Annotated in this window: 25 protein-coding genes; 13 read left to right on the plus strand and 12 right to left on the minus strand. The window is 33.7% G+C overall.

The window, feature by feature from the left end:
- Nucleotides 1-37: 37 nt before the first annotated feature.
- The 4 genes from ACM39_RS08110 to rsmG form a co-directional block, all read right to left on the minus strand.
- On the minus strand, nucleotides 38-2,737 hold the full coding sequence (locus tag ACM39_RS08110; RefSeq protein ID WP_048510532.1) for a PD-(D/E)XK nuclease family protein: 2,700 nt from the start codon (nucleotides 2,735-2,737) through the stop codon (nucleotides 38-40).
- A 127-nt stretch (nucleotides 2,738-2,864) separates the two neighbouring features.
- Nucleotides 2,865-3,269 (minus strand): hypothetical protein, encoded by a 405-nt coding sequence (locus ACM39_RS08115; RefSeq protein WP_228377081.1) that lies wholly within the window; start codon nucleotides 3,267-3,269, stop codon nucleotides 2,865-2,867.
- A complete protein-coding gene (locus ACM39_RS08120; protein WP_048510533.1) occupies nucleotides 3,269-3,673 on the minus strand; it encodes a hypothetical protein in 405 nt (134 codons plus the stop codon). Before ACM39_RS08120 ends, ACM39_RS08115 begins: the two co-directional genes overlap by 1 nt.
- A 62-nt stretch (nucleotides 3,674-3,735) precedes the next feature.
- Nucleotides 3,736-4,371, minus strand: a complete 636-nt coding sequence (rsmG, locus tag ACM39_RS08125; RefSeq protein WP_048510534.1) for a 16S rRNA (guanine(527)-N(7))-methyltransferase RsmG — start codon at nucleotides 4,369-4,371, stop codon at nucleotides 3,736-3,738.
- Between the two features lie 94 nt (nucleotides 4,372-4,465).
- Between rsmG and ACM39_RS08130 the strand changes: the two genes are divergently transcribed.
- Nucleotides 4,466-5,659: a pyridoxal phosphate-dependent aminotransferase gene (locus ACM39_RS08130; protein WP_048510713.1), complete on the plus strand. Its 1,194-nt coding sequence runs from the start codon at nucleotides 4,466-4,468 to the stop codon at nucleotides 5,657-5,659.
- Between the two features lie 45 nt (nucleotides 5,660-5,704).
- Here ACM39_RS08130 and ACM39_RS08135 read toward each other — a convergent pair whose 3' ends face one another.
- Together ACM39_RS08135 and ACM39_RS19605 are read right to left on the minus strand one after the other, a co-directional pair.
- On the minus strand, nucleotides 5,705-6,781 hold the full coding sequence (locus tag ACM39_RS08135) for a peroxiredoxin family protein (protein ID WP_082140550.1): 1,077 nt from the start codon (nucleotides 6,779-6,781) through the stop codon (nucleotides 5,705-5,707).
- The gene (locus ACM39_RS19605) at nucleotides 6,756-6,923 is read right to left on the minus strand and encodes a bacteriocin-like protein (RefSeq protein ID WP_410470243.1); all 168 of its coding nucleotides are present in this window, start codon (nucleotides 6,921-6,923) and stop codon (nucleotides 6,756-6,758) included. The genes ACM39_RS08135 and ACM39_RS19605 overlap by 26 nt, the downstream gene beginning before the upstream one ends.
- Before the next feature lie 142 nt (nucleotides 6,924-7,065).
- Between ACM39_RS19605 and ACM39_RS08140 the strand changes: the two genes are divergently transcribed.
- The 4 genes from ACM39_RS08140 (at nucleotide 7,066) to ACM39_RS08155 (ending at nucleotide 8,886) form a co-directional block, all read left to right on the plus strand.
- Complete coding sequence (locus tag ACM39_RS08140) at nucleotides 7,066-7,428, plus strand: helix-turn-helix domain-containing protein (RefSeq protein ID WP_048510536.1); 363 nt, start codon at nucleotides 7,066-7,068, stop codon at nucleotides 7,426-7,428.
- Between the two features lie 163 nt (nucleotides 7,429-7,591).
- On the plus strand, nucleotides 7,592-8,224 hold the full coding sequence (locus tag ACM39_RS08145) for a peroxiredoxin (RefSeq protein WP_048510537.1): 633 nt from the start codon (nucleotides 7,592-7,594) through the stop codon (nucleotides 8,222-8,224).
- Nucleotides 8,225-8,332: 108 nt separating this feature from the next.
- Complete coding sequence (locus ACM39_RS08150) at nucleotides 8,333-8,638, plus strand: thioredoxin family protein (RefSeq protein WP_048510538.1); 306 nt, start codon at nucleotides 8,333-8,335, stop codon at nucleotides 8,636-8,638.
- Nucleotides 8,638-8,886, plus strand: a complete 249-nt coding sequence (locus ACM39_RS08155) for a DUF6952 family protein (RefSeq protein WP_002980002.1) — start codon at nucleotides 8,638-8,640, stop codon at nucleotides 8,884-8,886. Before ACM39_RS08150 ends, ACM39_RS08155 begins: the two co-directional genes overlap by 1 nt.
- A 134-nt stretch (nucleotides 8,887-9,020) precedes the next feature.
- On the opposite strand, the gene ACM39_RS08160 is transcribed toward ACM39_RS08155, so the two are convergent.
- Genes ACM39_RS08160 through ACM39_RS08170 form a run of 3 tightly spaced genes read right to left on the minus strand, consistent with a single transcriptional unit; the run spans nucleotide 9,021 to nucleotide 11,283 of the window.
- Complete coding sequence (locus tag ACM39_RS08160) at nucleotides 9,021-9,707, minus strand: Bax inhibitor-1 family protein (protein ID WP_048510539.1); 687 nt, start codon at nucleotides 9,705-9,707, stop codon at nucleotides 9,021-9,023.
- Between the two features lie 35 nt (nucleotides 9,708-9,742).
- Complete coding sequence (locus tag ACM39_RS08165) at nucleotides 9,743-10,198, minus strand: hypothetical protein (RefSeq protein ID WP_048510540.1); 456 nt, start codon at nucleotides 10,196-10,198, stop codon at nucleotides 9,743-9,745.
- 50 nt (nucleotides 10,199-10,248) lie between these two features.
- Entirely contained in the window at nucleotides 10,249-11,283 is a 1,035-nt protein-coding gene (locus tag ACM39_RS08170; RefSeq protein WP_048510541.1) for an acyl-CoA reductase, read from the minus strand.
- 59 nt (nucleotides 11,284-11,342) lie between these two features.
- On the opposite strand from ACM39_RS08170, the gene ACM39_RS08175 reads away from it, so the two are divergent.
- From ACM39_RS08175 to ACM39_RS19095, 8 genes are all read left to right on the plus strand, one after another.
- Complete coding sequence (locus ACM39_RS08175; RefSeq protein ID WP_048510542.1) at nucleotides 11,343-11,693, plus strand: 4Fe-4S binding protein; 351 nt, start codon at nucleotides 11,343-11,345, stop codon at nucleotides 11,691-11,693.
- Nucleotides 11,694-11,817: 124 nt separating this feature from the next.
- Nucleotides 11,818-12,882 (plus strand): 3-phosphoserine/phosphohydroxythreonine transaminase, encoded by a 1,065-nt coding sequence (serC, locus tag ACM39_RS08180; protein ID WP_048510543.1) that lies wholly within the window; start codon nucleotides 11,818-11,820, stop codon nucleotides 12,880-12,882.
- Between the two features lie 121 nt (nucleotides 12,883-13,003).
- On the plus strand, nucleotides 13,004-13,969 hold the full coding sequence (locus ACM39_RS08185) for a D-2-hydroxyacid dehydrogenase (protein WP_048510544.1): 966 nt from the start codon (nucleotides 13,004-13,006) through the stop codon (nucleotides 13,967-13,969).
- A gap of 3 nt (nucleotides 13,970-13,972) precedes the next feature.
- On the plus strand, nucleotides 13,973-15,217 hold the full coding sequence (locus ACM39_RS08190; protein WP_048510545.1) for a DUF1015 domain-containing protein: 1,245 nt from the start codon (nucleotides 13,973-13,975) through the stop codon (nucleotides 15,215-15,217).
- A gap of 55 nt (nucleotides 15,218-15,272) precedes the next feature.
- Entirely contained in the window at nucleotides 15,273-16,679 is a 1,407-nt protein-coding gene (locus ACM39_RS08195; RefSeq protein ID WP_082140551.1) for a M28 family peptidase, read from the plus strand.
- 3 nt (nucleotides 16,680-16,682) lie between these two features.
- Nucleotides 16,683-18,041: a M20/M25/M40 family metallo-hydrolase gene (locus ACM39_RS08200; protein ID WP_048510546.1), complete on the plus strand. Its 1,359-nt coding sequence runs from the start codon at nucleotides 16,683-16,685 to the stop codon at nucleotides 18,039-18,041.
- Between the two features lie 194 nt (nucleotides 18,042-18,235).
- The gene (locus tag ACM39_RS08205; RefSeq protein ID WP_048510547.1) at nucleotides 18,236-18,433 is read left to right on the plus strand and encodes a hypothetical protein; all 198 of its coding nucleotides are present in this window, start codon (nucleotides 18,236-18,238) and stop codon (nucleotides 18,431-18,433) included.
- Nucleotides 18,434-18,789: 356 nt separating this feature from the next.
- Nucleotides 18,790-19,041 (plus strand): hypothetical protein, encoded by a 252-nt coding sequence (locus tag ACM39_RS19095; protein ID WP_131701428.1) that lies wholly within the window; start codon nucleotides 18,790-18,792, stop codon nucleotides 19,039-19,041.
- Nucleotides 19,042-19,155: 114 nt separating this feature from the next.
- Here ACM39_RS19095 and ACM39_RS08210 read toward each other — a convergent pair whose 3' ends face one another.
- The 3 genes from ACM39_RS08210 to ACM39_RS08220 all read right to left on the minus strand — a co-directional run bounded on the left by ACM39_RS08210 (nucleotide 19,156) and on the right by ACM39_RS08220 (nucleotide 21,943).
- Nucleotides 19,156-20,193 carry a peptidylprolyl isomerase gene (locus ACM39_RS08210; protein ID WP_228377089.1) on the minus strand — a complete coding sequence of 346 codons (1,038 nt, stop codon included), beginning with the start codon at nucleotides 20,191-20,193 and terminating at the stop codon, nucleotides 19,156-19,158.
- Nucleotides 20,194-20,270: 77 nt separating this feature from the next.
- On the minus strand, nucleotides 20,271-20,783 hold the full coding sequence (locus ACM39_RS08215; protein ID WP_048510549.1) for an FKBP-type peptidyl-prolyl cis-trans isomerase: 513 nt from the start codon (nucleotides 20,781-20,783) through the stop codon (nucleotides 20,271-20,273).
- Between the two features lie 89 nt (nucleotides 20,784-20,872).
- Nucleotides 20,873-21,943: a branched-chain amino acid aminotransferase gene (locus ACM39_RS08220; RefSeq protein WP_048510550.1), complete on the minus strand. Its 1,071-nt coding sequence runs from the start codon at nucleotides 21,941-21,943 to the stop codon at nucleotides 20,873-20,875.
- Nucleotides 21,944-22,014: the final 71 nt, after the last annotated feature.

The following is a 22,014-nucleotide window of genomic DNA, read 5'->3' on the forward strand; positions in this document are numbered from 1 at the left end:
ATAATTTCTTTAAAAAGCACTTCAGAAATGGAGTGCTTTAATGTGAGTATGACTTAATATCTTCAATAAAATTGATATCAGGATTCAAAATTTCAAGAATAAGGCTTTTTACGGATTCCATTGCGTTATCTATATTTCCTTTTTCAAATTGAAGCGAGACTACCCCTTTCCTGGCCTCTGCAAAACTCCAAATTCCGGTTTCTACAGGCAATCCCCAAAATTCAGGAAGGCTTTGGATAACATATTGGTAAATACATAATTGCAAAGCCTGTTTTCGGTCGCTGTTATGGAAATATTCTGCTTCGTTCTCAGCATCGATTTTGACTACGAGATTTTTAATTTTTGCTGTTTTATAGTCAATAATTCGGATTGTTCCGTTCAGCTTATCAACCCTATCAATAAATCCAAAAAAAGAAATTTTGTCTTTAGTTGTTTCATTAAGATAAAAATCTACATTTTCAAACCTTTTTTCAATAGCGATAATTTCTAATTTATTGCCTTTTTTTATCAGTTCAAGATCGTAATTTAAAATACTTTCAATTACTTTTTTGGCGATCGCTTTATGAATAAAATTCATTCCTTTTTCATAAAATTCAGGCTGATGCCTGAGCTTCTCTATGGCAACTTCTATATATTTATCTATTGCTTTAATTGATTCTTTTAAATCATTTTCTTTTAACACTTTACCTTTAAGCACTTCATAAATCTCTTGAAGTGAGTAGTGTACTAAATTTCCATAATTCTTCACGGATAATTCTTCTTCAATTTCATCCGTTTCCGAGGTATTTAAAATCTTAGAAAGATAAAAATCAACCGGATTATAAAGGTAACTGGTAAGATGTGAAGCCGATACTTTTTCTTTCCATTTTTCAAGACGATCAAGAACAATATTTGTTTTTGAAATTTCGATCGGTTGTGTGATAATCGGCTCCGAAGAATTTTCAATAATGAGATGTTCAATCTGATGAGAGCTTTCCATTTCAATCTGGGTGATAAATCTGCTTTTTTCGCCTGTATTGACACCGGAACTCAATGCATTGAAAAGCAGGTGGACATTTTTTGCATCCTGAATCAGGCGGTAAAAATGATAGGCATAAATACTGTCGTTTTCAAGAAAAGTATGAAGATCAAAAAATCTTCTTATATCAAACGGAATATAGGTATTTTGAGAGTTTCCGAGGGGTAATTTTCCTTCATTTACAGAAAGCATAATGACGTTCTCAAAATTTAAAAGACGGGTTTCTAACAGCCCCATAATTTGAAGCCCCCTTAAAGGTTCACCTTGAAAATCAATGCTTTCAGAATTGATATGCTGATTAATCAAAATTTCCAGTGTTTCCATTTTGATTTCAAAACTATAAGGCGAAAGCTGGTTTTTTATAATTCTGAATGCATTTTCGAAGTGCGAAACATTTTCGTACTGGATATCATCAATATCTAACCATTTGATTTTTTTGCAGAAAGCTATCAGTAATTCTAGATATTCACTGGTAGAATCTGCTTTCTGTAATAATTTATAATAAGAAAGGCCACCGAGAATTTCTTCTAATAGTTTTCTTGAAATATAAACGATATTTCTTTCTTCGATGTTAGACTTAAAATCAGTGATAATCTGCTCATCTTCATCTGATTTGGGAAGCTCTTCAAGGATTGGAAAGATATCTCTGTAATAATATGAAGATTTATTTTTTTCAAGTTGTTTCTGAAGATAAAACAGTTGTTTTACAGCATTTGAAAACGACAGGTTCTTCAATGGGAATCCCATTGTAATATTTAGATTTTCAACAGAATACATCACATCCAGGCTCGCCGGAAGCAAATTCTCATCCAATAAGACGACAGCCGTATTCGAAAACGTTTTATTTTCTATTTCCTTAAAAATTTCCGGTAAAATTTTCGTTTGGGTAATGTTTCCGGAAACTTCATAGATCTTGATATTTTTCGGCTGGTTAAAATCATCTTCAATCCATTGAAAAGCACGATTTTCAGTGAATTCTTTCCATGTTTTATGATTTCTGAGAAATTTCCCGGCTTCCTGTCTTTCATCATCAAAATAATAATGATCTGCCTGAAAAAAACACTGTGCTTTATCCCATTGTAAAAGGTTACGCACCAACTTTTCTTCAACCGGAGTAAAAGCATTAAAACCACAAAAAACAAACTGTTCTGCTGTGTTTTTGGCAAAATCAGTAATTCTGGATTTAGCCGTTTCATGAATCATTCCTGAAGTTGCCCAATTCTTTTCCTGTAACCTTTGCTTTAAAACCGGAAGAAAAACATTCATATTTCTCCAGAAATTAAGAAATTTCTTTCTCGGAACATTCTCATCTTCTCCCAAATCCTGAGCCCAGTCTTTAATTCTCTCTTCATCAAACATATATTGTAAAACTGCCTGATCACTATCCGAAAACTTTAAAATATCATCCCAATCCTTCTGTAAAGTCGGAAACCATTTTAAGAAATCCGAAAAATCATCATTGGGAATAAGATTGAGACTTTTATAAACATCAAAAGCGAAAAGCCATAAAGAAATCCCCTGAATAGGCTGTTTATCTGCAATTCTATCGACCAGTTCCTCAATAGTAAAAAAGCTCGGAAGAAATCCTGAATAATTGTTCTCCTCTAAAATCTGCCGGATAAATACAATCGGTCTTTTTCCGGGCAAAACAATGTTAAATACAGATAAATCCGTATTTTGGGCAAGGAGCTCGTGGATAATTTTATTGAGGAATTTCAAGAGATTTTAAAGCTGTTTAGGTTGTCTAATTCGTTGGTAATGGTTTGATTGTATTCTTCCTGTTTTTCCTTATTTGTCCCGTGTTGGGTTTCTTTATCATAAGAAACTTGAAAGTTTTGGTAATCTTTTAATGTTTTGGTATAAATAGCTTGGAAGTATTTATCAAATTCACCCGAAGTTCTGATTTTTTCTGTTGCCTCTTTGCGGAGTTTTCTTGCAAATATTTCAGCAATATCAAAATGTTTTTGCTCATGCAGAAGAACATAATCACTAATCCTTTTTGCATCTTTCCAGGATTATCTTCTGTAAAAACAGCTTCAATAGTTAATTTTACAGGTATTTTGGGGTCAGAAGATTTTATTACGGAATACTGAATACCGCAGTTCGTATATGCTACTACATCAGTTCTTCCGTGTCTGTTGGTTCCGCTTTTAAAATTATCCCAAATAAGTTTTTGATTCTCGCTCCAGATTATCTTTTGACAAAATAAATTACTGGAAATTAAAAAAAATATTAAAAATTTCAACTTCATTATTCTACTACAATTGTTTTGGTAATCCAGTTATTATCTCCATTCCAGAATTTAAAAGTATAGGTTCCGGTCTGTTGCGGGCTAAAATTTATCTGGCTGGAAATCACATGATTCTGGGCACAATTTCCATCTGTAAGATATTTGTAAGCAGTTACTGTTCTTGTAAGGTTGTTGCCATGAATATAATCGTACCCATAAAATCCCTGGCATTGAGACGAATAAGTAGAATATGTTTTAATGCTCTGAACCGTAAAAACATCCATCGTATCATTTACAATCCTAACGCTGTCAATTTTTACTTTATCTATAGACTGGATCGTCTGATAATCATCATCGTCATTACACGAAGTAAAAAATAATCCTAAAACTATTGCAGAAAACCCAAGATTGAGATATTTTTTCATTACTACACAAATTTTGATTATTAATATAATTTTAGCAAAAATTATTCCTTAATTATGTTAAATTAAGAATTAAAATTCCCTTTTGACAGATACACTACTTTTTTAGTATCAAAAAATTCTTCATCAAAATAGTTTTTAAGATTGAAAATTTCACATTTAAGTCCGGCAAGCTCTTCTGCTAAATCTCCTCCTTTTAAATATAAAATTCCATTGTGTTTTGTATTAAACTGTTCTTTTTCAAATTTTCCTTTCAGCCATCTTAAAAATTCAGGCATCTGGGTAACTGCTCTGCTTACTACAAAATGAAATTTTTCTTTCACCTTTTCTGCTCTTCCATGAACTGCAGTTACATTTTTCAGGCCTATTCCTTCGGCAACCGCATTTACAACACTGATTTTCTTGCCGATAGAATCAATTAAAGTAAATTCTACCTCAGGAAACAGAATTGCCAAAGGGATTCCCGGAAAACCGCCTCCTGTCCCGATATCTAAAACTCTGGTTCCCGGAGCAAATTCCATTACTTTTGCAATTCCCAATGAGTGAAGAATATGCTTTTCGTACAAAGATTCCATATCTTTTCTGGAAATCACGTTGATTTTTTCGTTCCATTCGTTATAGAGTTCCTCTAATTGATTGAACTGATTAATCTGGTTTTCTGTAAGATCCGGAAAGTATTTTAGTAGTAACGTTGTAGACATGTGAATTATTATAAAACGCAAAAATAAGTTTTATTTCACATTTTATTCAAATTAAGTTTTTAATATTATATTTGTTCAAATGCAAAAAGATTTTATGGATAAACTTTCAGATAGAGTACAAAGACTAGGATACTCACAAACTTTTGTCATGTCTAATAAGGCTAGGGAAATGAAGGCCAACGGAATAGACGTCATCAGTTTAACTCTAGGTGAACCCGATTTCGACGTTCCCGATAATATAAAACAGGCAGCATTCGATGCAATCAATCAGAACTACAGCCACTACTCTCCCGTTCCTGGATTTTTAGAACTTCGTGAAGCTATTTCAAATAAGCTTAAAAGAGATAATAATTTAGAATATAAACCTACACAAATTTGCGTTTCAAACGGTGCTAAACAGGCAATTATCAATGTTTTAGCAGCTATTATCAACGACGGAGACGAGGTTATACTTCCCAATCCTTATTGGGTAAGCTATGATGAAATGGTAAAAATGATGGGTGGAAATTCAGTAATGCTTCCTACATCTTATGTAACTGATTTTAAAATAACTGCAGAACAATTGGAAGAAGCGATCACTGATAAAACAAAAGCCGTTTTGTTCTCTTCGCCTTGTAATCCTTCCGGTGGCTATTACACGTATGACGAATTAAAATCTATCGCCAAAGTTATTGCCAAATATCCTCAAGTAACGGTCATTTCAGATGAGATTTACGAATATATCAATTATGAAACAAAAACCGCTTCAATTGCTCAATTTCCTGAAGTTTATGAACAGACTGCAGTAATCAACGGAATGTCTAAAGCATTTGCAATGACGGGATGGAGAATCGGGTATTCTGCGTGCCCTGAATGGCTGGCTAAAGCCTGCGAAAAGGTTCAGGGACAAATGACAAGCGGTGCTAATACAGTGGCTCAAAGAGCCTCTATTGTTGCCCTAAATACAGATCCTTCAGAATACAGATACATGATCGATGCCTTTAAAATCAGAAGAGATCTAGTCTATGATTTAATGAAAGAAATTCCCGGGTTTAAGGTTCTTTTACCTAAAGCCGCTTTTTATTTCTTCCCTGATATTTCTCATTACATCGGGAAAACTTTAAACGGAACGGAAATCAGGAACTCTGATGATTTCGCAATGTTTATCCTTGAAAATGCCCATGTGGGATGTGTCGGAGGGGTTTCATTCGGAAGTCCCGAATGTATCCGGTTTTCTTATGCTGCATCCGAAGAGGATTTGAGACAGGCTATGAGAAGAATTAAGGAATTACTGGAAAAATTTAATTAAAACAGAAAACAATAATGAAGGAACTTTTTTGAGTTCCTTTTTTTATTAAAAATAATCATTTTGCTCTAAAAATTTTTCAAGTTCTTCCGGAGAAATATTTTTCTTAATGATGATTCCTTCAGAATCTAAAAGAAAAGTAGTAGGAAAACTGTTTATATTATAGAACTTGGATTTTATACCATTTTCATCTAAATATTGTTGCCAATTCAGTTCTTTCTCAGCCACAACTTTATACCATTTTTCCATATCCTCAGTTCGATCAGTAGAAATACTTATTATTTCCAACCCTTTATCTTTATACATAGAATATAACTTATGATATTTCGGAATATCTTCTAAACAAGGTTTACAATATGAAAACCAAAAATCAACGAGAGTATATTTTTTCCCCAAAGAGGAACGTATTTTTTTGTTTTGAAATTCCAGGTTGGGGAATTTAGATTTCTCTGTTAATTTAATTGAATTTATCATATCTTGATAAAACATTTTTCCATATTCTGAGTTTCTAATTTTTGATGACAGATTTTGAAAAGATTCAAAATAGGATTTTCTAGGCCCTTTGTATTGAAATTGGTTTACTAATGTCCAAAATAACATAAAACTATTTGGATTTTCCTTGGAATACTTTATTAATAAATTATCTAATTTTAAGTCACCATCTTCATTATTAAAAAATACATTTAATAATTTGGAAAAATTAGCATTAAACTTATACTGGTCTTTTATTAAAACTGAATTTTCATTTTTTAAAGGCATGGGCTGAATAAAGTTTCCAATACTATCTATTTCAAAATTTAAATTTTCTCGAGATACGGTAAATAGGGCAGAAACTTTAAAACTTCCGTCTTTTTGACCGCATATAAAAGAATATGGTAAAGGAAATTTAGAATTAACAGTCAAATTAAATTCACCTTCCGTACTGTAATCTTTATTGTTTTTCAGAAATAAAGTATGATCTTTATAATACTTTTTATCCAGAATTCCATTTATACCAATATCATGACATACTTCTTTTACTTTATAAGCAACAGTTGTATTTTGAGAAAATACAACTGTTGTTAAAAATATAAAACTATATTTTATCAATCTTTTCATACTAGCAACATGACCAGTTTTGTCCATTAGCAGATAATCTAGCCTTTCCTTGGCCCGGGCATGAGTATAAATTCACATAACAGCCATCATCTTCTATAGAATTTGGTGCCATTTTTCCTCCACTTACCTTTTTTAATTCATTTCTCGAAAGTCTTTTTAATTTTTTCATAATTTAAGTTTGTTTAAAGTTAAAAATTATTTTTTCACTGCAATTTTCAGTATCAATTGCTTTTACGAATATGAAAAATTCTTTATACCTTTACCAACTAGGAAAATAATTATTTCAATCAGAAAACTAATTAATTCAGAACATGAATATTGGAACTAAAATCAAAAATTTAAGAGAAGATAAACATCTGTCGCAAAGTGAACTTGCCTTTGAATTAGGTGTTTCTCAAGGTACTTTACACAATATAGAAAGTGGAAATTCTAAAAAAATAGATTTTTTACTTATGGATAAAATTTGCCATTTTTTTGATAAAGATTTTGAATATTTTTTGGATGAAAAATATTTTAATAATGTACAAGAAAATCATGGACAAGTAGGACAACATAATATTATTAACAATTTTCCTAATAATTTTCTTGAAGAATTTAAAAAATTGGTTGAACAAAATAATGCCAATGAAAAAATCATCGAAGATTTAAAAAACCAAATTAATAAAAAAGATTAAAAATAAAATTACATATAATTTTGGCAAAGCTCTGAATTCAGGGCTTTTTTTATTGGTATTAAATAAAATGATTATAGATTTTATTTATCAAAATCAATTTGTTTGATAGATGAAATGTTTTTATATTTGCACCAGAAAATTTAAATATAAAAACAAGAAAATTATGTCTTTAGTAGGAAAAAAATTCCCAAATGTAACAGTAGATGCAATGTCGGAAATGGGTGACGACCTAAGAATCAACATCTTTGAAGAAGCTACGGCTAACCAGCAAAAAGTTCTTTTATTCTGGTATCCAAAAGATTTCACTTTTGTTTGTCCAACTGAGCTTCACGCATTCCAAGAAGCTTTAGGTGAATTCGAAAAAAGAAATACTAAAGTAATCGGGGCTTCTTGTGATACAAACGAAGTACACTTCGCTTGGCTGAATGTTTCAAAAGACAACGGTGGTATCGAAGGGGTAACTTACCCACTTTTAGCGGATACACACAGACAATTGGCTAACATGCTGGGAATTGTAGATCAGGATTTCGAATACAATGAAGAAGGAGAAGAAATTTTCACAGGTTCTAACGTTACTTATAGAGCGACATATCTTATCGACGAAACCGGAAAAATTTTCCATGAGTCTGTAAACGATATGCCTTTAGGAAGAAACGTAAAAGAATATTTAAGATTAATCGACGCTTATACTCACGTTCAGAAGCACGGTGAAGTTTGCCCTGCAAACTGGGAAGAAGGAAAAGATGCTATGAAAGCTGACAGAACTTCTACTGCTGAATATTTGGCTAAGAACTAATTAAAATTAATATAACAATGCAGCAATATAACAGTATAACAATTGTAAGACTCGTTTTTCAATGGTTAGATTGCTGCATTGTTATTTTTTCAATTAAAAAAATCAACAATGTATACAGAATTAACAGAAGACACACTACAGAATATTGTAAGCGATAATGAAAAAGTTGTCGTACAGTACGGAGCTACATGGTGCGGAAACTGCCGAATTATGAAACCAAAATTCAAAAAATTAGCATCTGAAAACGAAAGTATTCCTTTCCTTTATGTAGACGCTGAAAAATTACCGGAAAGCAGGAAATTGGCTAAAGTTGACAACTTACCCACTTTCGCCATCTTTAAAAATGGTGAATTAGTAAATCAGGTTCAGTCTAACCAGGCTGAAAGTTTAATTAATTTATTTAACGAATTATAATGAAGCTACCTGTAATCAGACAATTTTATCAAAACCAGACTCCGGAAAACCTTGAAAAAACGTTGGAAGTTTTAGAAAGCTTCTGCGAGTTCAGAGGAACAAGTGAAGAAGATTTAAATGTTGCCGGAGAGCTAATTACCAACATCTGCGGAGCTCTTGAGGTTCACGCCAACGTACAAAACGGAATGAGCGAAAAAGATGCTTTGAATTCTTTCGCTCAAAAGGTTTTAGGATCAATTGATAAATAATCTAAAATATTTAAGAATCAATATTCTTACAATAAAAAATCCCGATGAATAACATCAGGATTTTTTGGGTTTTATAAATGAATTATTAAGATTAAGATTTCAATTAAGCTCATATCTTATAATCATCATTAAATCTAACTTCTTCTGCTCATTAAAATTCTTAAAATATACCAGAATAGCAGCATAATAGAAGCAAAAAGCTGTAAAGAAGCTCCTACATACTGACCTGTTGTATATGTATTTTTAAGTTTACTCGTTTCATACAAAATACTTGCAGAAGCTAAAATTACCATTCCCACGGAAAACCAAAGGCCAAGGTCAAATTCGAAAACCGTACCTGCAACGATTAGCCCTAAAGCAATGAAACCTCCGATAATAATGATGTTTCTTAAAAATGAAAAATCCTTTTTGGAAGTGAAAGCTACTACAGAAATCCCTGCAAACATGGCAATTGTCAACATTGCAGCCTGATAAATCACTACCCCGCCGGCTTTTGCTACAGCAATATAAATCAAAGGAAGAAAAATTACCGCTTCTAGCAAAATATAAAATCCTAATCCTAAATATTGGGTTGATCTGCTTTGTGATAAAGACCATTTGTTTGCCAGGATAGAAGCCAGCCAGAAAACACCGATAATCAACAACCATGTATATTGCTGACCAAACATTAATCCGATAATTTCCGGCGGTACCGTGTTTAGCAAAACTGTTTCAACCCCGATAAATGCAAGCACTGATAAAGCAACATGCAAATACGTTTTCTTGTAAAAATTTGCTCTTTCAATATCCGAAGAAAGCGCGACCAGAGAATTTGTCATCATAGGTAATATAGTTTTTTAATTATTTCCGAAATAAATTATTTGTTATCTTTTATGGGTTTAATTCCTAATATTTTACCGTCATTCTCAAAAACAGCGGTAACAATTTCTTTTGGAACAGAAGATTTGTCATCAGAATATTTATACTGAATCATAGGATAACTGCTTCCGTCTTTCAACGTCTTATATCCTGATTTGAAAATTTCAAGCTTTTTATTAAAATTAATATCTGCAGAAAGTTTTTTATAAACATTATCCGTAACAACCATTTTAGCTTTATCAGAAAGCAGGCTTTCCATGGTTTTGCGATCGGAAGACTTTAACGCACTGATAAACTGCGAAAATTTCACATCGAAAGAAGCAATTTTTTCTTTCGTCAAATCTGCTGCCTGCTCTTTCTTGTCTCCGCTTTCGATTTTTAAACTTTTCACAGTAGCTTGTGAAAAGGCAAATTGCATGATGAAAACCGGAAGTATTAGAAATAATTTTTTCATATAATTTTGGTGATTAGGTGAAATAAAATAAATGTTGAAGATACAAAGAATTAAATTACCTCTAAAAATTTCATTGTATCCACATTGTCTGCATAAGTATCTAATCCCGGGTTTTGCGCTTCTCCAAAATGAATGGAATCAAGACCAAGCTCATCTTTCGCAACAATACACTGGATATTTTCTTCATTTTCAGCAATAAAGTTTTTTACATCTTCCAGAGAAGAATACCTGCTGAAATTAATAACAGAAAGAGGACTGAAAAGCTTATCGTCTTCTTTTAGCATTACAAAATTATTATCCCAGAATTTATCCTGATTTAAAAGATAAACAGCCCTGTTATAATCGTAATTATTGGCATATTTATTATGATTGATAATATCCTGAAAGCCTATAAAACTCTCAAATAACTTATCAATTAAAAAGTCCTGCGGAATAAAGAGCCTGGTTACGTTTCTACAACCTAATCCGAAATATTGGAAAATATCATTCGCCAAAAGCTGTAATTCCTCCTCTGTTTCGTCGCCTTTTAAAACAGCTACAGAAGTCCTGTTTTTTCGGATGATATGTAAATGATTTTTAAAGTAATATTCCAGATATCTTGCCGTATTATTACTTCCGGTTGCAATTACAGCATCAAAATTCTCCAATTTTTCGACAAATTCATATTCAACCTCATTATCAGAAAAATCCTTCCATTTTTTTAATAAAAACGGAATCATATATCTGTCTTTTGAAGATAATTTAATCACAGGAATATGATTACTCAACACTACAGAAATCACATCGTGAAAACCTACCAAAGGAATGTTTCCAGCCAGAATCAACCCTACTCTTTTTGATATTTTTGAGGCAGAATATTCTTCAAGCCAGTTTGTTATATTTTCTTTGGTTAATAAATCCGCCCACTGTTTTAAGGCAAATTTCTGGTTTTCAATAGTAAACCATTGGTTTTCTATTTTTGTTTTTTCTAACAATAGCTCGAAATCAGAATCATTTTCATTATAATCCTCTGTATTTTTTGCCAAATACTCTTTTATATAATCGCTTAGTTTCGTAAGTCCTAAAACTTGATTTTCAATATTCATAATTACTGTAAAATTGGGGAATATTTTGTAATTTTGTGCAAATTTAAAAAAAATTAGCGATGGCTATTAAAATAACTGATGAATGCATTAATTGCGGAGCCTGCGAACCGGAATGCCCGAACAATGCAATTTATGAAGGAGCCGTAGACTGGAAAGCTTCCGAAGGTACCGAACTTTCCGGTACCGTTACACTACCATCAGGTCTTACCGTAGACGCAGATGCACCACAAGAACCTGTAAGTGATGATGTCTATTTCATTGTAACAGATAAATGTACGGAATGTAAAGGCTTCCATGAAGAACCACAGTGTGCAGCAGTTTGTCCTGTAGACTGCTGTGTTCCGGATGAAGACCATGTAGAGTCTGAAGAAGCATTGCTTAATAAAAAAGCATTTTTACACGGAGAATAAAAACTGCCGTCTCATGTATTATGAGACGGTTTTTTATATATAAAAAGTCAGAATTTTTAATAAGAAACTAAAAATGAAGCTGTAAGAATGAAAATTTTTTACGGAAAACCAAAAAAATAACAATATGAGCAAAAAGCACAACTTTAGCGCGGGACCATGTATTTTACCTCAGGAAGTATTCGAAAAATCTGCACAGGCGATTTTAGATTTTAATGGTATCGGACTTTCTCTTCTTGAGATTTCGCACAGAAGCAAAGATTTCGTTGCCGTAATGGACGAAGCACGCGCAATTGTAAAGAGATTGATGAACCTTGGTGATGATTATGAAGTTTTATATCTAGGAGGAGGTGCTAGTTTGCAATTTGCAATGGTTCCTTACAACCTGATGAAAGTTGGTGGAAAAGCAGCTTATCTGGACACAGGAACTTGGGCTGCAGGGGCTATAAAAGAAGCTAAAAAAATGGGAACAGTAGATATTGTTGGTTCTTCAAAAGAGGAAAACTACTCTTTCATTCCAAAAGACTATACAGTAGGTCCAGAATATGATTATTTCCACTGTACTTCAAATAATACAATTTATGGAACCCAAATGAAGTCATTTCCGGATGTGGATACTGTAATGGTCTGCGATATGAGTTCTGATATTTTCTCGAGGCAATTAGATTTCTCCAAGTTTGATTTGATCTACGCCGGAGCTCAGAAAAACATGGGGCCTGCAGGGGTAACTTTAGTGGTTATCAAAAAAGAAATTTTAGGTAAAACAGGGAGAGAAAATATGTTCTCAATTCTTGATTACTCTCAACATATTGCTAAAGAATCTATGTATAATACGCCTCCAGTTTTCCCTGTTTATGCATCTTTACTGACTCTCCAAAATTTGGAAAACAACGGGGGAATTGCCGCAGCCGAAGCAAGAAACGAAGCAAAAGCAAAACTTTTATATGACGAAATAGATAATAATCCTTTATTTGAGACATTCTGTGTAAAAGAAGATCGTTCGCTAATGAATGTTTCTTTCAAAATTACAGATGAAAGCAAAAAAGAAGAGTTTGACAATGCCTGGAAAGCTGCCGGAATCAGCGGACTGAACGGGCATAGAAGCCTGGGAGGTTACAGAGCAAGCTTATATAATGCTTTGCCAATCGAGAGCGTACAGGTTCTGGTTGATGTAATGAAGTCTGTCAAATAGATAAATCAGTAATTATCAAATATTTAAAGATTATTTATTGTTATTTTAAATTTTCTTAATTTGCGCAACTGTTTAAATTTTAAATAATTTAATCTTTAAAATTTTAAATTAAATAAGAACCATGAAAGTTTTAGCTAACGACGGAATTTCGAAAGCAGGAGAACAGGCATTAAGAGATGCAGGAATTGAGATTTTGGACAACAGGGTTGCACAAGATCATGTTATCAATTTCATCAACGAAAATAATGTAGATGTTCTTTTGGTAAGAAGTGCTACGAAAGTAAAGCAAGATATAATTGATGCTTGTCCGAATCTGAAAATTATAGGAAGAGGAGGTATAGGTATGGATAATATCGATGTTGAATATGCTAAAAGCAAAGGAATAAAAGTAATCAATACACCGACTGCATCATCAAAATCTGTTGCAGAGTTGGTTTTCGGACATTTCTTCTCATTAGCGAGATTTCTTCATGAATCCAATAGGTTAATGCCATTGGAAGGAGAAACTCATTTCAATGCAATGAAAAAATCATTCAACAATGCATATGAACTTTCAGGAAAAACTTTAGGAGTTATTGGTTTTGGAAGCATCGGTCAGGAAGTGATAAAAATTGGAATTTCTTTAGGAATGAATGTTAAAGTTTTAACAAGAAAACCTAAAACAGAAGCTCTCACATTAAGTTTTTTTGACGGACAGTCAGTTAACTTTGAAATTACTTCCACCAATGATACGGATGCTTTCCTTAAAGATGCGGATTTTATCAGTATCAACACACCAAAAACGAACGAATATATCATAGACACACCTCAGTTTGAAAAAATGAAAGATGGCGTCTACATAGTAAATACTGCAAGAGGCGGTGTGATAAATGAAGTTGCTCTGATCGATTTTATTGAAGAAGGAAAGGTGGCAGGAGCCGCTCTGGACGTTTTTGAAAATGAACCTAATCCAGAATTACCTTTATTGATGAATCCTGCACTGTCACTTTCTCCACACGTTGGGGGAAATACAGTTGATGCTCAGGAAAAAATCGGAGTCGAACTTGCAGAACAAATTATTAAGCTACAAAAAGAACCTATAAAATAAAATATGCCTGTTTTTAAACCTTTCCGTGGAATAAGACCTCATAAAGACATTGAAAGCACTTTCCCTACCCATCCTTTGGATAATTTTACACAGGAAGAGATAGCGGAGAAAGCTCAAGTTGAAGATACTTACATTAATATGATAAAGCCTTATGTTGTAAGTAAATCTAAAGATATTGATAGGAATTTAAGAAAAATCCGTTCTACATTTGAAGATTTGATGGAGGAGAAAAAACTCGTTCAGGACAATTCTGCATACTATCTTTATGAGCAAATCTATCCAAACAAACAGGTTTTCAGAGGGCTTTTGGGTTTAGCAAGTATCGAAGATTTCTGGAACGGCAAAATCAAGAGACATGAAAGTACAATTCCCCATAAAAAGGAAAAGCTGGCACATTACCTTGATAAGGTAAATTTACAGGCAGAACCTGTTTTATTAACCTATCCTGCCAATTCTAAGATTGAATTGCTGATGAATCATGAGGAGAAGAACGTTCCGATTTTCAATCACGTAGATACCAAAGGAATCAGGCATAAAATCTGGAGAATTGATAATCGTCTAAAATTGCAGCAGTTTAAAGAAGTAATTGATCAAATTGATTCTTTTTATATTGCTGACGGCCACCACAGAATTGGTTCTACAGCATTAAACGCAAAACATCATAAAGACAAAAATAAAAGACATAACGGAACAGAAGCTTACAATTTTGTCTATAGTTTTATAGTTTCAAATCAATCTATTAAAATCCACGATTATAATAGAATTGTAAGTGATATCAACGGGTTGTCCACAGAAGAATTTTTAAGAGAATTAGAACAGTATTTTTTAATTCACGAAAAAGGAGAAACGGCATATTATCCCTCACAAAAATTCCACATTTCGATGTATATGGGCGGTAAATTTTACTCTCTTCACGTAAAGCACGACCTTCGTTCTCAGGAAATGTCTCTGGATAATCTGGACCATCACCTTTTAGACAAATACATCTTTAAAAATATTTTAAAAATTGAAGATCCCGATAGTTCTGAGAAAATTTCTTACGTAAAAGGAACTTCCAATCTTGAAGGAATCAGTCTTTTAAAAGAAAAAGTTGACAACGGAGAAGGAGCTGTAGGTTTTGGAATTTATCCTGTAAGTTTTAATGATATGATTAAAATCTCAGATTTAAAACTAAGCATGCCTCCAAAATGTACATTTATTGAGCCTAAATTGGTTACGGCATTGTTAATGTACGATATGAAACAGTAAAATATTCCTAATTTTTCCCTAATTTTATCATCGGAAAGAAAAAGGTATAAAAGAAATGAAAAAAATCTTCATTATAATTCCACTCTTTTTGAGTGGATTTTTATTTTCTCAAAAAAAACCTCAGAAAAAAAATCCTTTAAAAAAAACTACCGTTGCCAAATTCAATTATCATGATGAGTTCAAAAAGATCTCTGATGAGATTATGACCAGCGGAACCGCATACGATAATCTGGGAGAGCTTACAAAAGGTGTTGGCTCTCGCTTCAGTGCAACTCCCGGCTACATAAAAGCAGTAGAATGGGCAGAAAAAAAACTAAAGGATATTGGCATTGAAATGATTTGGAGACAGGAGGTAAAAGTTCCGGTGTGGATAAGAGGAAGAGAATCTCTGCAAATAAAAGCAGGCAACGGAGATTGGAAAAATATCAGAATGCTGTCTTTCGGAAACTCTGAAGGAACCGGAGGAAAAGATTTGACGGGTGAAATCGTTTTAATAAATACCACTTCTGAGCTTAATGCTTTATCTGTAGGACAATTAAAAGACAAAATAGTTTTTGTGAATCTTCCTATGGATCCGAAAATCATTAATACCAGCGATTCATATTTAATTACTGCAAAGTCTAAATTAATTTCTGCCTCAGTAATTGCAAAAACAGGTGCAAAAGCTTTAATTATAAGATCTTTGACAACAGCTTCTGATGATACTCCCCATGCAAAAATGGTCTATTACGAACCTGATGACAAAGTGAAAATTCCGGCTTTAACAATCGGTGCAAGATCTTCGGATGAGCTTGAAAAACTTTTAAAGAAACAAAAAGTCACAGCAAAGCTCAACATGTCCGCCGAATCAAAAGGTGAAACCACAAATCCTAATATTATTGCTGAAATTCAAGGTAAAAAAGATTCTAAGGTAATTGTCCTGGGAGCCCAGCTTGACTCTTGGGATTTCGCGGAAGGCGCTCATGATGACGGCACCGGAGTGGTTCAATGCATTGAAGTTTTAAGAACGTTTAAGGCGCTTGGCTATGAAAATAACCATACCATAAGAGTAGTTTTGTATGCAAACAGTGAAAACGGTGGACAAGGTCGTGAAATGTACGCTTCTTATGTTAAAAAGAAAGATGAGAAACACGTTTTCGCTTTGGGGACCGATGCAGGAGGCTATTCACCGAGAGGGTTTTCATTAGATATGTCGCCACAAAGAAGAAAGCAAATCTTCGAATGGAAAAACTATTTTCTTCCCTATGGGGTTTATGATTTTGATCAAACTGATGCCATTCAGGATATTTCTCCTTTGAAAAAACTGGATATTCCTTTGGCCGAACTCGTTGTAGATCCACAAAGATATTTCGATTACCATCACTCTGTAGAAGATACTTTCGATAAAGTGAGCAAAAGAGAACTTCTTCTGGGTGCCGTTGCAATGACACAGATGATTCTCATGGTTGATAAAAATTGGTAAAAAATGAAAAAGATATTAGGAACAATACTACTTCTTTTCAATATGGCCGTTTTTGGTCAGATGAAAGAAGATTCTATACAATTCAGTAAGATTTCTTTAGAAATTTTAAATAATGGAAAGGGATATGCTGAGCTCAAGGATTTAACTAAAAATATCGGGCATCGTTTGAGTGGTTCTGAAGCTTATGAAAAGGCGGTCAAATGGGCAGAGCAGAAGCTTCGTGATGCCGGGGCCGACAAAGTCTGGCTTCAGGAAGTAATAATCCCGGTTTGGGAAAGGGGCAAAGAATCTCTGCATATACAAATCTCCAAAGGAAAATGGAAAAGCCTTAAAATGCTCTCTTTAGGGAATTCTGAGGGAACAGGAGGAAAAGACGTTTCAGGAGAAATTATCATGGTAAAATCCCTGGAAGAATACGACAGGCTTCCGGCTGAGAAAGTGAAGGGTAGAATTGTTTTTTTCAACTATCCTTTCAACCAAGGATATGTTCAGACTTTTCTTGGTTATCGTGATGCAGGAGTTTACAGAAGAAATGCTGCATCCCTTACAGCAAAAAAAGGAGGAAAATTTGCAATTATCCGCTCTTTATCTTCTGCTTTTGATGATGTACCCCATACAGGAACAATGAGCTATGAGAATGATATAGTTAAAGTTCCTGCTGTAGCCGTAGGAAATACTACGGCCGATGAACTTGAGATATTATTAAGAACTCAAAAAATCACGGCAAAGCTTAATTCAAACTGCAGGATGAAAGGCGAAAAGCTATCTCATTCTGTCATTGGCGAAATTACAGGAAAAAAAGATAAAAGTGTGATTGTTGTAGGCGGACATTTAGATTCCTGGGATGTAGGCGAAGGTGCTCATGATGACGGAGCCGGAATCGTGCAAAGTATTGAAGTTTTAAGAACTTTCAAAAAATTGGGGATCAAAAACAATCATACCATAAGAGTTGTCTGTTTTGCCAATGAAGAAAATGGAACAAAGGGAGGAGTACAATACGGTAAAATGGTAAAAGAAAATAATGAGAAACACCTTTTCGCCATAGAATCTGATGCAGGAGGCTTCTCTCCAAGAGGAATTTCCCTGGAAATGGATGATACGAAAAGGAATGAGATTAAAAATTGGGTAGATCTTTTTATTCCTTACGGTGTATATAGTTTTGAAGGCAGATATTCCGGAACAGATATTTACCCACTCCGTGATATGGGGATTCCGGCAGCAGAGCTTGTTCCTGATCCTCAACGGTATTTTGATATCCATCATACAGAAGAAGATACTTTTGAAAAGGTAAACCGGAGAGAACTATTGTTAGGGGCAACAGTAATGACCCAGCTTATTTACATGGTTGATAAAAATTGGTAAAACATTGAAACCGCCTTTTTGAGGGCGGTTTTTTATTAAATAATATTAAACAAAGTCATACATATTTTAACAATATAAAAAAAATACGTATTAATAAATTTCTTAACTATTTCATAATTAATCTGAAAAAAAAATATTTGGCATGAAAATGGCAGCATAGAACTCTGAAAAAAATTCTTAAACACAAATCTTTGATGAAAAAACTAACCTCGGTGGATATCGAAATTCCACCAACTGAATTTGGACAATTTATCGTACACTTTATTGAAGATGTAAACAATTCTTCTTCAAAAATTATATGTACGAATGCGCATTTTAAAGAATGCTTTATAAATATCCAGGCTCAATCCCCAATTTATAATCAACCTCTCTGGTTAGAGGAGAGTGAATAAAGAATCAGCCGAAATGCTGAAGCAGAAGCCAAACTAAATAGTCTGTCAATAGATATTATCATCAGAATATTAGTTCCAAAGTTTCTGCACTGGTATTATGATTTTGCCAATCATTTTATCTGATTTGAATAATATTTTAACAGAATATATTTGATAGAAAGGAGTTAAGAAAAAATTAACTCACGACTATAAACAGATAGCCAACTACATCGTGACCTTAGCCAATGTAAAAAATGACAATTTTTACCATGATGTATTAGCTATTACAAACAATGGAAGAACGTATATCGCCACCTTCGTTCTCTTCCAAAGAAACGGAAATAAAAGAAGTGTAACAATCTAAAGAGATTAAAATTATGATGAAGAATTTTGTAGAAAGAATCAAAACTCAGGAAGATTCTATGAAAGTGCGTGTTTTAAGTATTATATTATTGGGTGCTTTTGCGCTGTTATCTATGTTGATATTTATGTCAAAGTTTAGTTTAAACAATACAATAATTTACTTAGCCGCAATCGGGGCATATTTGGGCTTTGGCCTTATATTTATCAGCTCATTGACAGGAAATGTCAATTACATACAGTCAAAAAAGAAATTCAGGAGACATTAAAAAACTCTTATTTAATTTTACTGAAAACCGTCTGATACATCAGGCGGTTTTGTTGTGAAACACAAATAAAAAAGCCATCCTTTCAGATGGCTTTCAAAGTTTATAGAGATTCAATTATTTTACTTTTACAAGCTCAACATCAAACACCAACCAGGCGTTTGGCGGGATAACTCCTCCTGCACCTCTTTCTCCGTAACCCATTGCTGGCGGAATTAATAAAGTAGCAGTTTCACCTTCTTTTAATAACAGGATACCTTCATCCCAGCCTTTGATTACTCTACCCATTCCGATAGGGATATCGATAGGCTCATTTCTGTCAAATGAAGAATCAAACTTAGTACCGTCAACTAACTTTCCAGCGTAGTGTACAGATACATTGTCACCCGATTTTGGAGTCTTTCCGTCGGTTGTTTTTGTAATTTTATAATAAAGACCAGATTCAGTTACCTGCATTCCGGATTTTAAGTCTTCAACCATTTTCAACTGATTGGCTTTGAATTCTTCTTCTTTTTTCTTTTTTTCAGCTTCTTCTTTAGCGATATAAGCTTTATTATTCTCAGCGATTTTAGATTTTCCTTCGCTGAAAGTTTTTGTAGCGTCGTAGTTTTTGTATTCATCACCTTTGCTGAAAATTCCTACTTTTTCAAGAACGATATCAGTTTTAGGTTTATCCTGAGCTCCTTTTTCTACATTTGCAATTGCGTCAATTACTTCACTTCCTTTTACAACTTCTCCGAAGATAGTGTGTCTGCCATCTAACCAAGGAGTTGCAACTTCTGTGATGAAAAATTGAGAACCGTTTGTATTAGGTCCTGAATTTGCCATAGAAAGGATTCCTTTTCCTGTATGCTTAAGGTCATTTTTTTCGTCATCAAATTTATATCCGGGATCACCCATTCCTGTTCCCTGAGGATCTCCACCCTGAATCATGAAATCTTTGATAACTCTGTGAAAAATAGTTCCATCATAATAAGGAACTCCTTTAGCTTTCGCTTTGTTATCGATTTTTCCTTCTGCAAGACCAATAAAATTAGCTACAGTTACAGGTGCTTTTTTGTCTTCAAATTTTACAATAAGGTTACCTTTAGTTGTTTGAAGATTAGCGTAAAGTCCGTCTTTAAGCCCTTCGTAAGTTTCTTTGTCTACGTTCATTTTTTTATAAATTGGTGTACAACTCATCAGCGAAACACTAGCCGCTGCCAGAATTATATTCTTGTTAAACAATTTCATTATAATGCTTTTAATTTTATGATCAAAGGTACGTCGTTATCTATTTTTTTCTCATCACCATACGTTCCGTAGGCCAGAGAAGATGGAACTAAAAGTGTAACTTCCTCACCATCATGTATGTGACGCAACGCATCTTCTACAGCTTTCAATTCCTCAAAATGTCCGAATTTGGCTTCTCTTCTTTCTATTGGGTGGTCGTAAATTTTTGTTTGGTCAAAGTCATACAAATCATAAGAATAAGAAATAAAAGTGTCGTCTTTTCTTCTTTCTCTCTGATTAAATCCTTCTGCGCTTACCCAATAATTTAGTGGCATCTGATAGTATTTTACAGACTGTCCGTCAATCCAATGCTGCATATGGATTCTTTCAACATTGTTCAGATTTTTCATTCTATTTTTAGAAATATCTAAATCACTTTTACTTAAAACCCCACCTACAGGAGGATGTGCCTGTGGTGCATTTCTATTGCAGCTCATTAAGCCCAATACCGATATGAAGAGTAATTTTTTCATAAACTTTTGCGAAAATACGCATTTCAGGGAATATAAAAAACAAAAAAGCCGGGAATATCCCGACTTTATATAATTCTTTTACGTTAAAATTAAACTGTTTCCAGAACGTGATCAACCAATACTCTCCATCCGAAAGGATCTTCAGAAAGATTAGTCTGTAAAGCAACCAAATCATTTTTAAGAAGTACAGCGTAGCTTTCTTCATCTGAAAGTTTAGGAAGCTCCAATTTTTCATTATTATATCCTAAGGCCTGGAAAACTGTAGTTACAACTGCTGTTCCTACACCCCAAACTTCTTTCAAAGTACCATTTTTCTGAGCTTCTATTACTGTTTTTACCGGAATTGGCTCTACCTTCACTTCAATTCCTTTTTTCTTAGCCAATTGTATAAAGCTGTCTCTGGTAACACCGTCAAGAATTTTTTCAGAGGTTGGTGGCGTATAGATCGTATCATTGATTCTTACAAATACGTTCATTGTTCCACTTTCTTCGAAAAATTCATGTGTTGCATCATCAGTCCAGATAATTTGATCATATCCTTCTTCGATAGCCAATTGAGTCGGGTAGAAAGAAGCTGCATAATTTCCGGCAGCTTTTGCAGAACCTACTCCACCGTTTGCCGCCCTTGAATAATGATCTGAAATCTTCACAGAAACCGGCTCGGTATAATAGCTTTTTGCAGGTGTTGCTACGATAGCAAACATATATTTCTCTGATACTCTAGCTTTTAAAGCTTCTTCAGTAGCGAAAATCAATGGTCTGATATATAAAGACATCCCTTCTCCCTGCGGAATCCAGTCTCTGTCTAGATCTACTAATGCTTTTAATCCCTCTAAAAACATTTCTTCCGTCACTTCAGGCATTGCAAGACGCTTTGCCGACTTGTTGATACGTTCAAAATTCTTTTCAGGCCTGAAAAGGAAAACCTGCCCGTCTTTGTCTTTATAGGCTTTCATACCTTCAAAACAAGCTTGTCCGTAGTTTACTCCCATCATTGCAGGCGTAAAAGGTATCGGACCGTAAGGAACTAATTTTACATCACCCCACTTCCCATTCTCATACTCACATATTATCATATGATCGATAAAAGTATTTCCGAATGAAAAATTGTTTGGGTCGAATGTAGAAATTCTGGAGTTTTCAGTTTTTTGAATTATCATTTCTAAAATTTTTTATGATGTTCTACAAATTTAACATAATTTTCTAAATATAAAAATTTTGGAGTAAATTT

Source organism: Chryseobacterium sp. FH2 (assembly GCF_001045455.1).
Taxonomy (GTDB): domain Bacteria; phylum Bacteroidota; class Bacteroidia; order Flavobacteriales; family Weeksellaceae; genus Chryseobacterium.

Excerpts from the sequence above, each read along its gene's own strand:
- ACM39_RS08165 (WP_048510540.1), bottom strand. The coding sequence starts at position 10,198 with ATGAAAAAATTATTTCTAATACTTCCGGTTTTCATCATGCAATTTGCC.
- ACM39_RS08170 (WP_048510541.1), bottom strand. The coding sequence starts at position 11,283 with ATGAATATTGAAAATCAAGTTTTAGGACTTACGAAACTAAGCGATTAT.
- ACM39_RS08155 (WP_002980002.1), top strand. The coding sequence starts at position 8,638 with ATGAAGCTACCTGTAATCAGACAATTTTATCAAAACCAGACTCCGGAA.
- ACM39_RS08135 (WP_082140550.1), bottom strand. The coding sequence starts at position 6,781 with ATGGACAAAACTGGTCATGTTGCTAGTATGAAAAGATTGATAAAATAT.
- serC (WP_048510543.1), top strand. The coding sequence starts at position 11,818 with ATGAGCAAAAAGCACAACTTTAGCGCGGGACCATGTATTTTACCTCAG.
- ACM39_RS19095 (WP_131701428.1), top strand. The coding sequence starts at position 18,790 with ATGATGAAGAATTTTGTAGAAAGAATCAAAACTCAGGAAGATTCTATG.
- ACM39_RS08195 (WP_082140551.1), top strand. The coding sequence starts at position 15,273 with ATGAAAAAAATCTTCATTATAATTCCACTCTTTTTGAGTGGATTTTTA.
- ACM39_RS08210 (WP_228377089.1), bottom strand. The coding sequence starts at position 20,193 with ATGAACGTAGACAAAGAAACTTACGAAGGGCTTAAAGACGGACTTTAC.
- ACM39_RS19605 (WP_410470243.1), bottom strand. The coding sequence starts at position 6,923 with ATGAAAAAATTAAAAAGACTTTCGAGAAATGAATTAAAAAAGGTAAGT.
- ACM39_RS08190 (WP_048510545.1), top strand. The coding sequence starts at position 13,973 with ATGCCTGTTTTTAAACCTTTCCGTGGAATAAGACCTCATAAAGACATT.
- ACM39_RS08115 (WP_228377081.1), bottom strand. The coding sequence starts at position 3,269 with ATGAAGTTGAAATTTTTAATATTTTTTTTAATTTCCAGTAATTTATTT.
- ACM39_RS08130 (WP_048510713.1), top strand. The coding sequence starts at position 4,466 with ATGGATAAACTTTCAGATAGAGTACAAAGACTAGGATACTCACAAACT.
- ACM39_RS08140 (WP_048510536.1), top strand. The coding sequence starts at position 7,066 with ATGAATATTGGAACTAAAATCAAAAATTTAAGAGAAGATAAACATCTG.
- ACM39_RS08220 (WP_048510550.1), bottom strand. The coding sequence starts at position 21,943 with ATGATAATTCAAAAAACTGAAAACTCCAGAATTTCTACATTCGACCCA.
- ACM39_RS08160 (WP_048510539.1), bottom strand. The coding sequence starts at position 9,707 with ATGATGACAAATTCTCTGGTCGCGCTTTCTTCGGATATTGAAAGAGCA.
- ACM39_RS08185 (WP_048510544.1), top strand. The coding sequence starts at position 13,004 with ATGAAAGTTTTAGCTAACGACGGAATTTCGAAAGCAGGAGAACAGGCA.
- ACM39_RS08215 (WP_048510549.1), bottom strand. The coding sequence starts at position 20,783 with ATGAAAAAATTACTCTTCATATCGGTATTGGGCTTAATGAGCTGCAAT.
- ACM39_RS08205 (WP_048510547.1), top strand. The coding sequence starts at position 18,236 with ATGAAAAAACTAACCTCGGTGGATATCGAAATTCCACCAACTGAATTT.
- ACM39_RS08120 (WP_048510533.1), bottom strand. The coding sequence starts at position 3,673 with ATGAAAAAATATCTCAATCTTGGGTTTTCTGCAATAGTTTTAGGATTA.
- ACM39_RS08145 (WP_048510537.1), top strand. The coding sequence starts at position 7,592 with ATGTCTTTAGTAGGAAAAAAATTCCCAAATGTAACAGTAGATGCAATG.
- ACM39_RS08175 (WP_048510542.1), top strand. The coding sequence starts at position 11,343 with ATGGCTATTAAAATAACTGATGAATGCATTAATTGCGGAGCCTGCGAA.
- rsmG (WP_048510534.1), bottom strand. The coding sequence starts at position 4,371 with ATGTCTACAACGTTACTACTAAAATACTTTCCGGATCTTACAGAAAAC.
- ACM39_RS08150 (WP_048510538.1), top strand. The coding sequence starts at position 8,333 with ATGTATACAGAATTAACAGAAGACACACTACAGAATATTGTAAGCGAT.
- ACM39_RS08200 (WP_048510546.1), top strand. The coding sequence starts at position 16,683 with ATGAAAAAGATATTAGGAACAATACTACTTCTTTTCAATATGGCCGTT.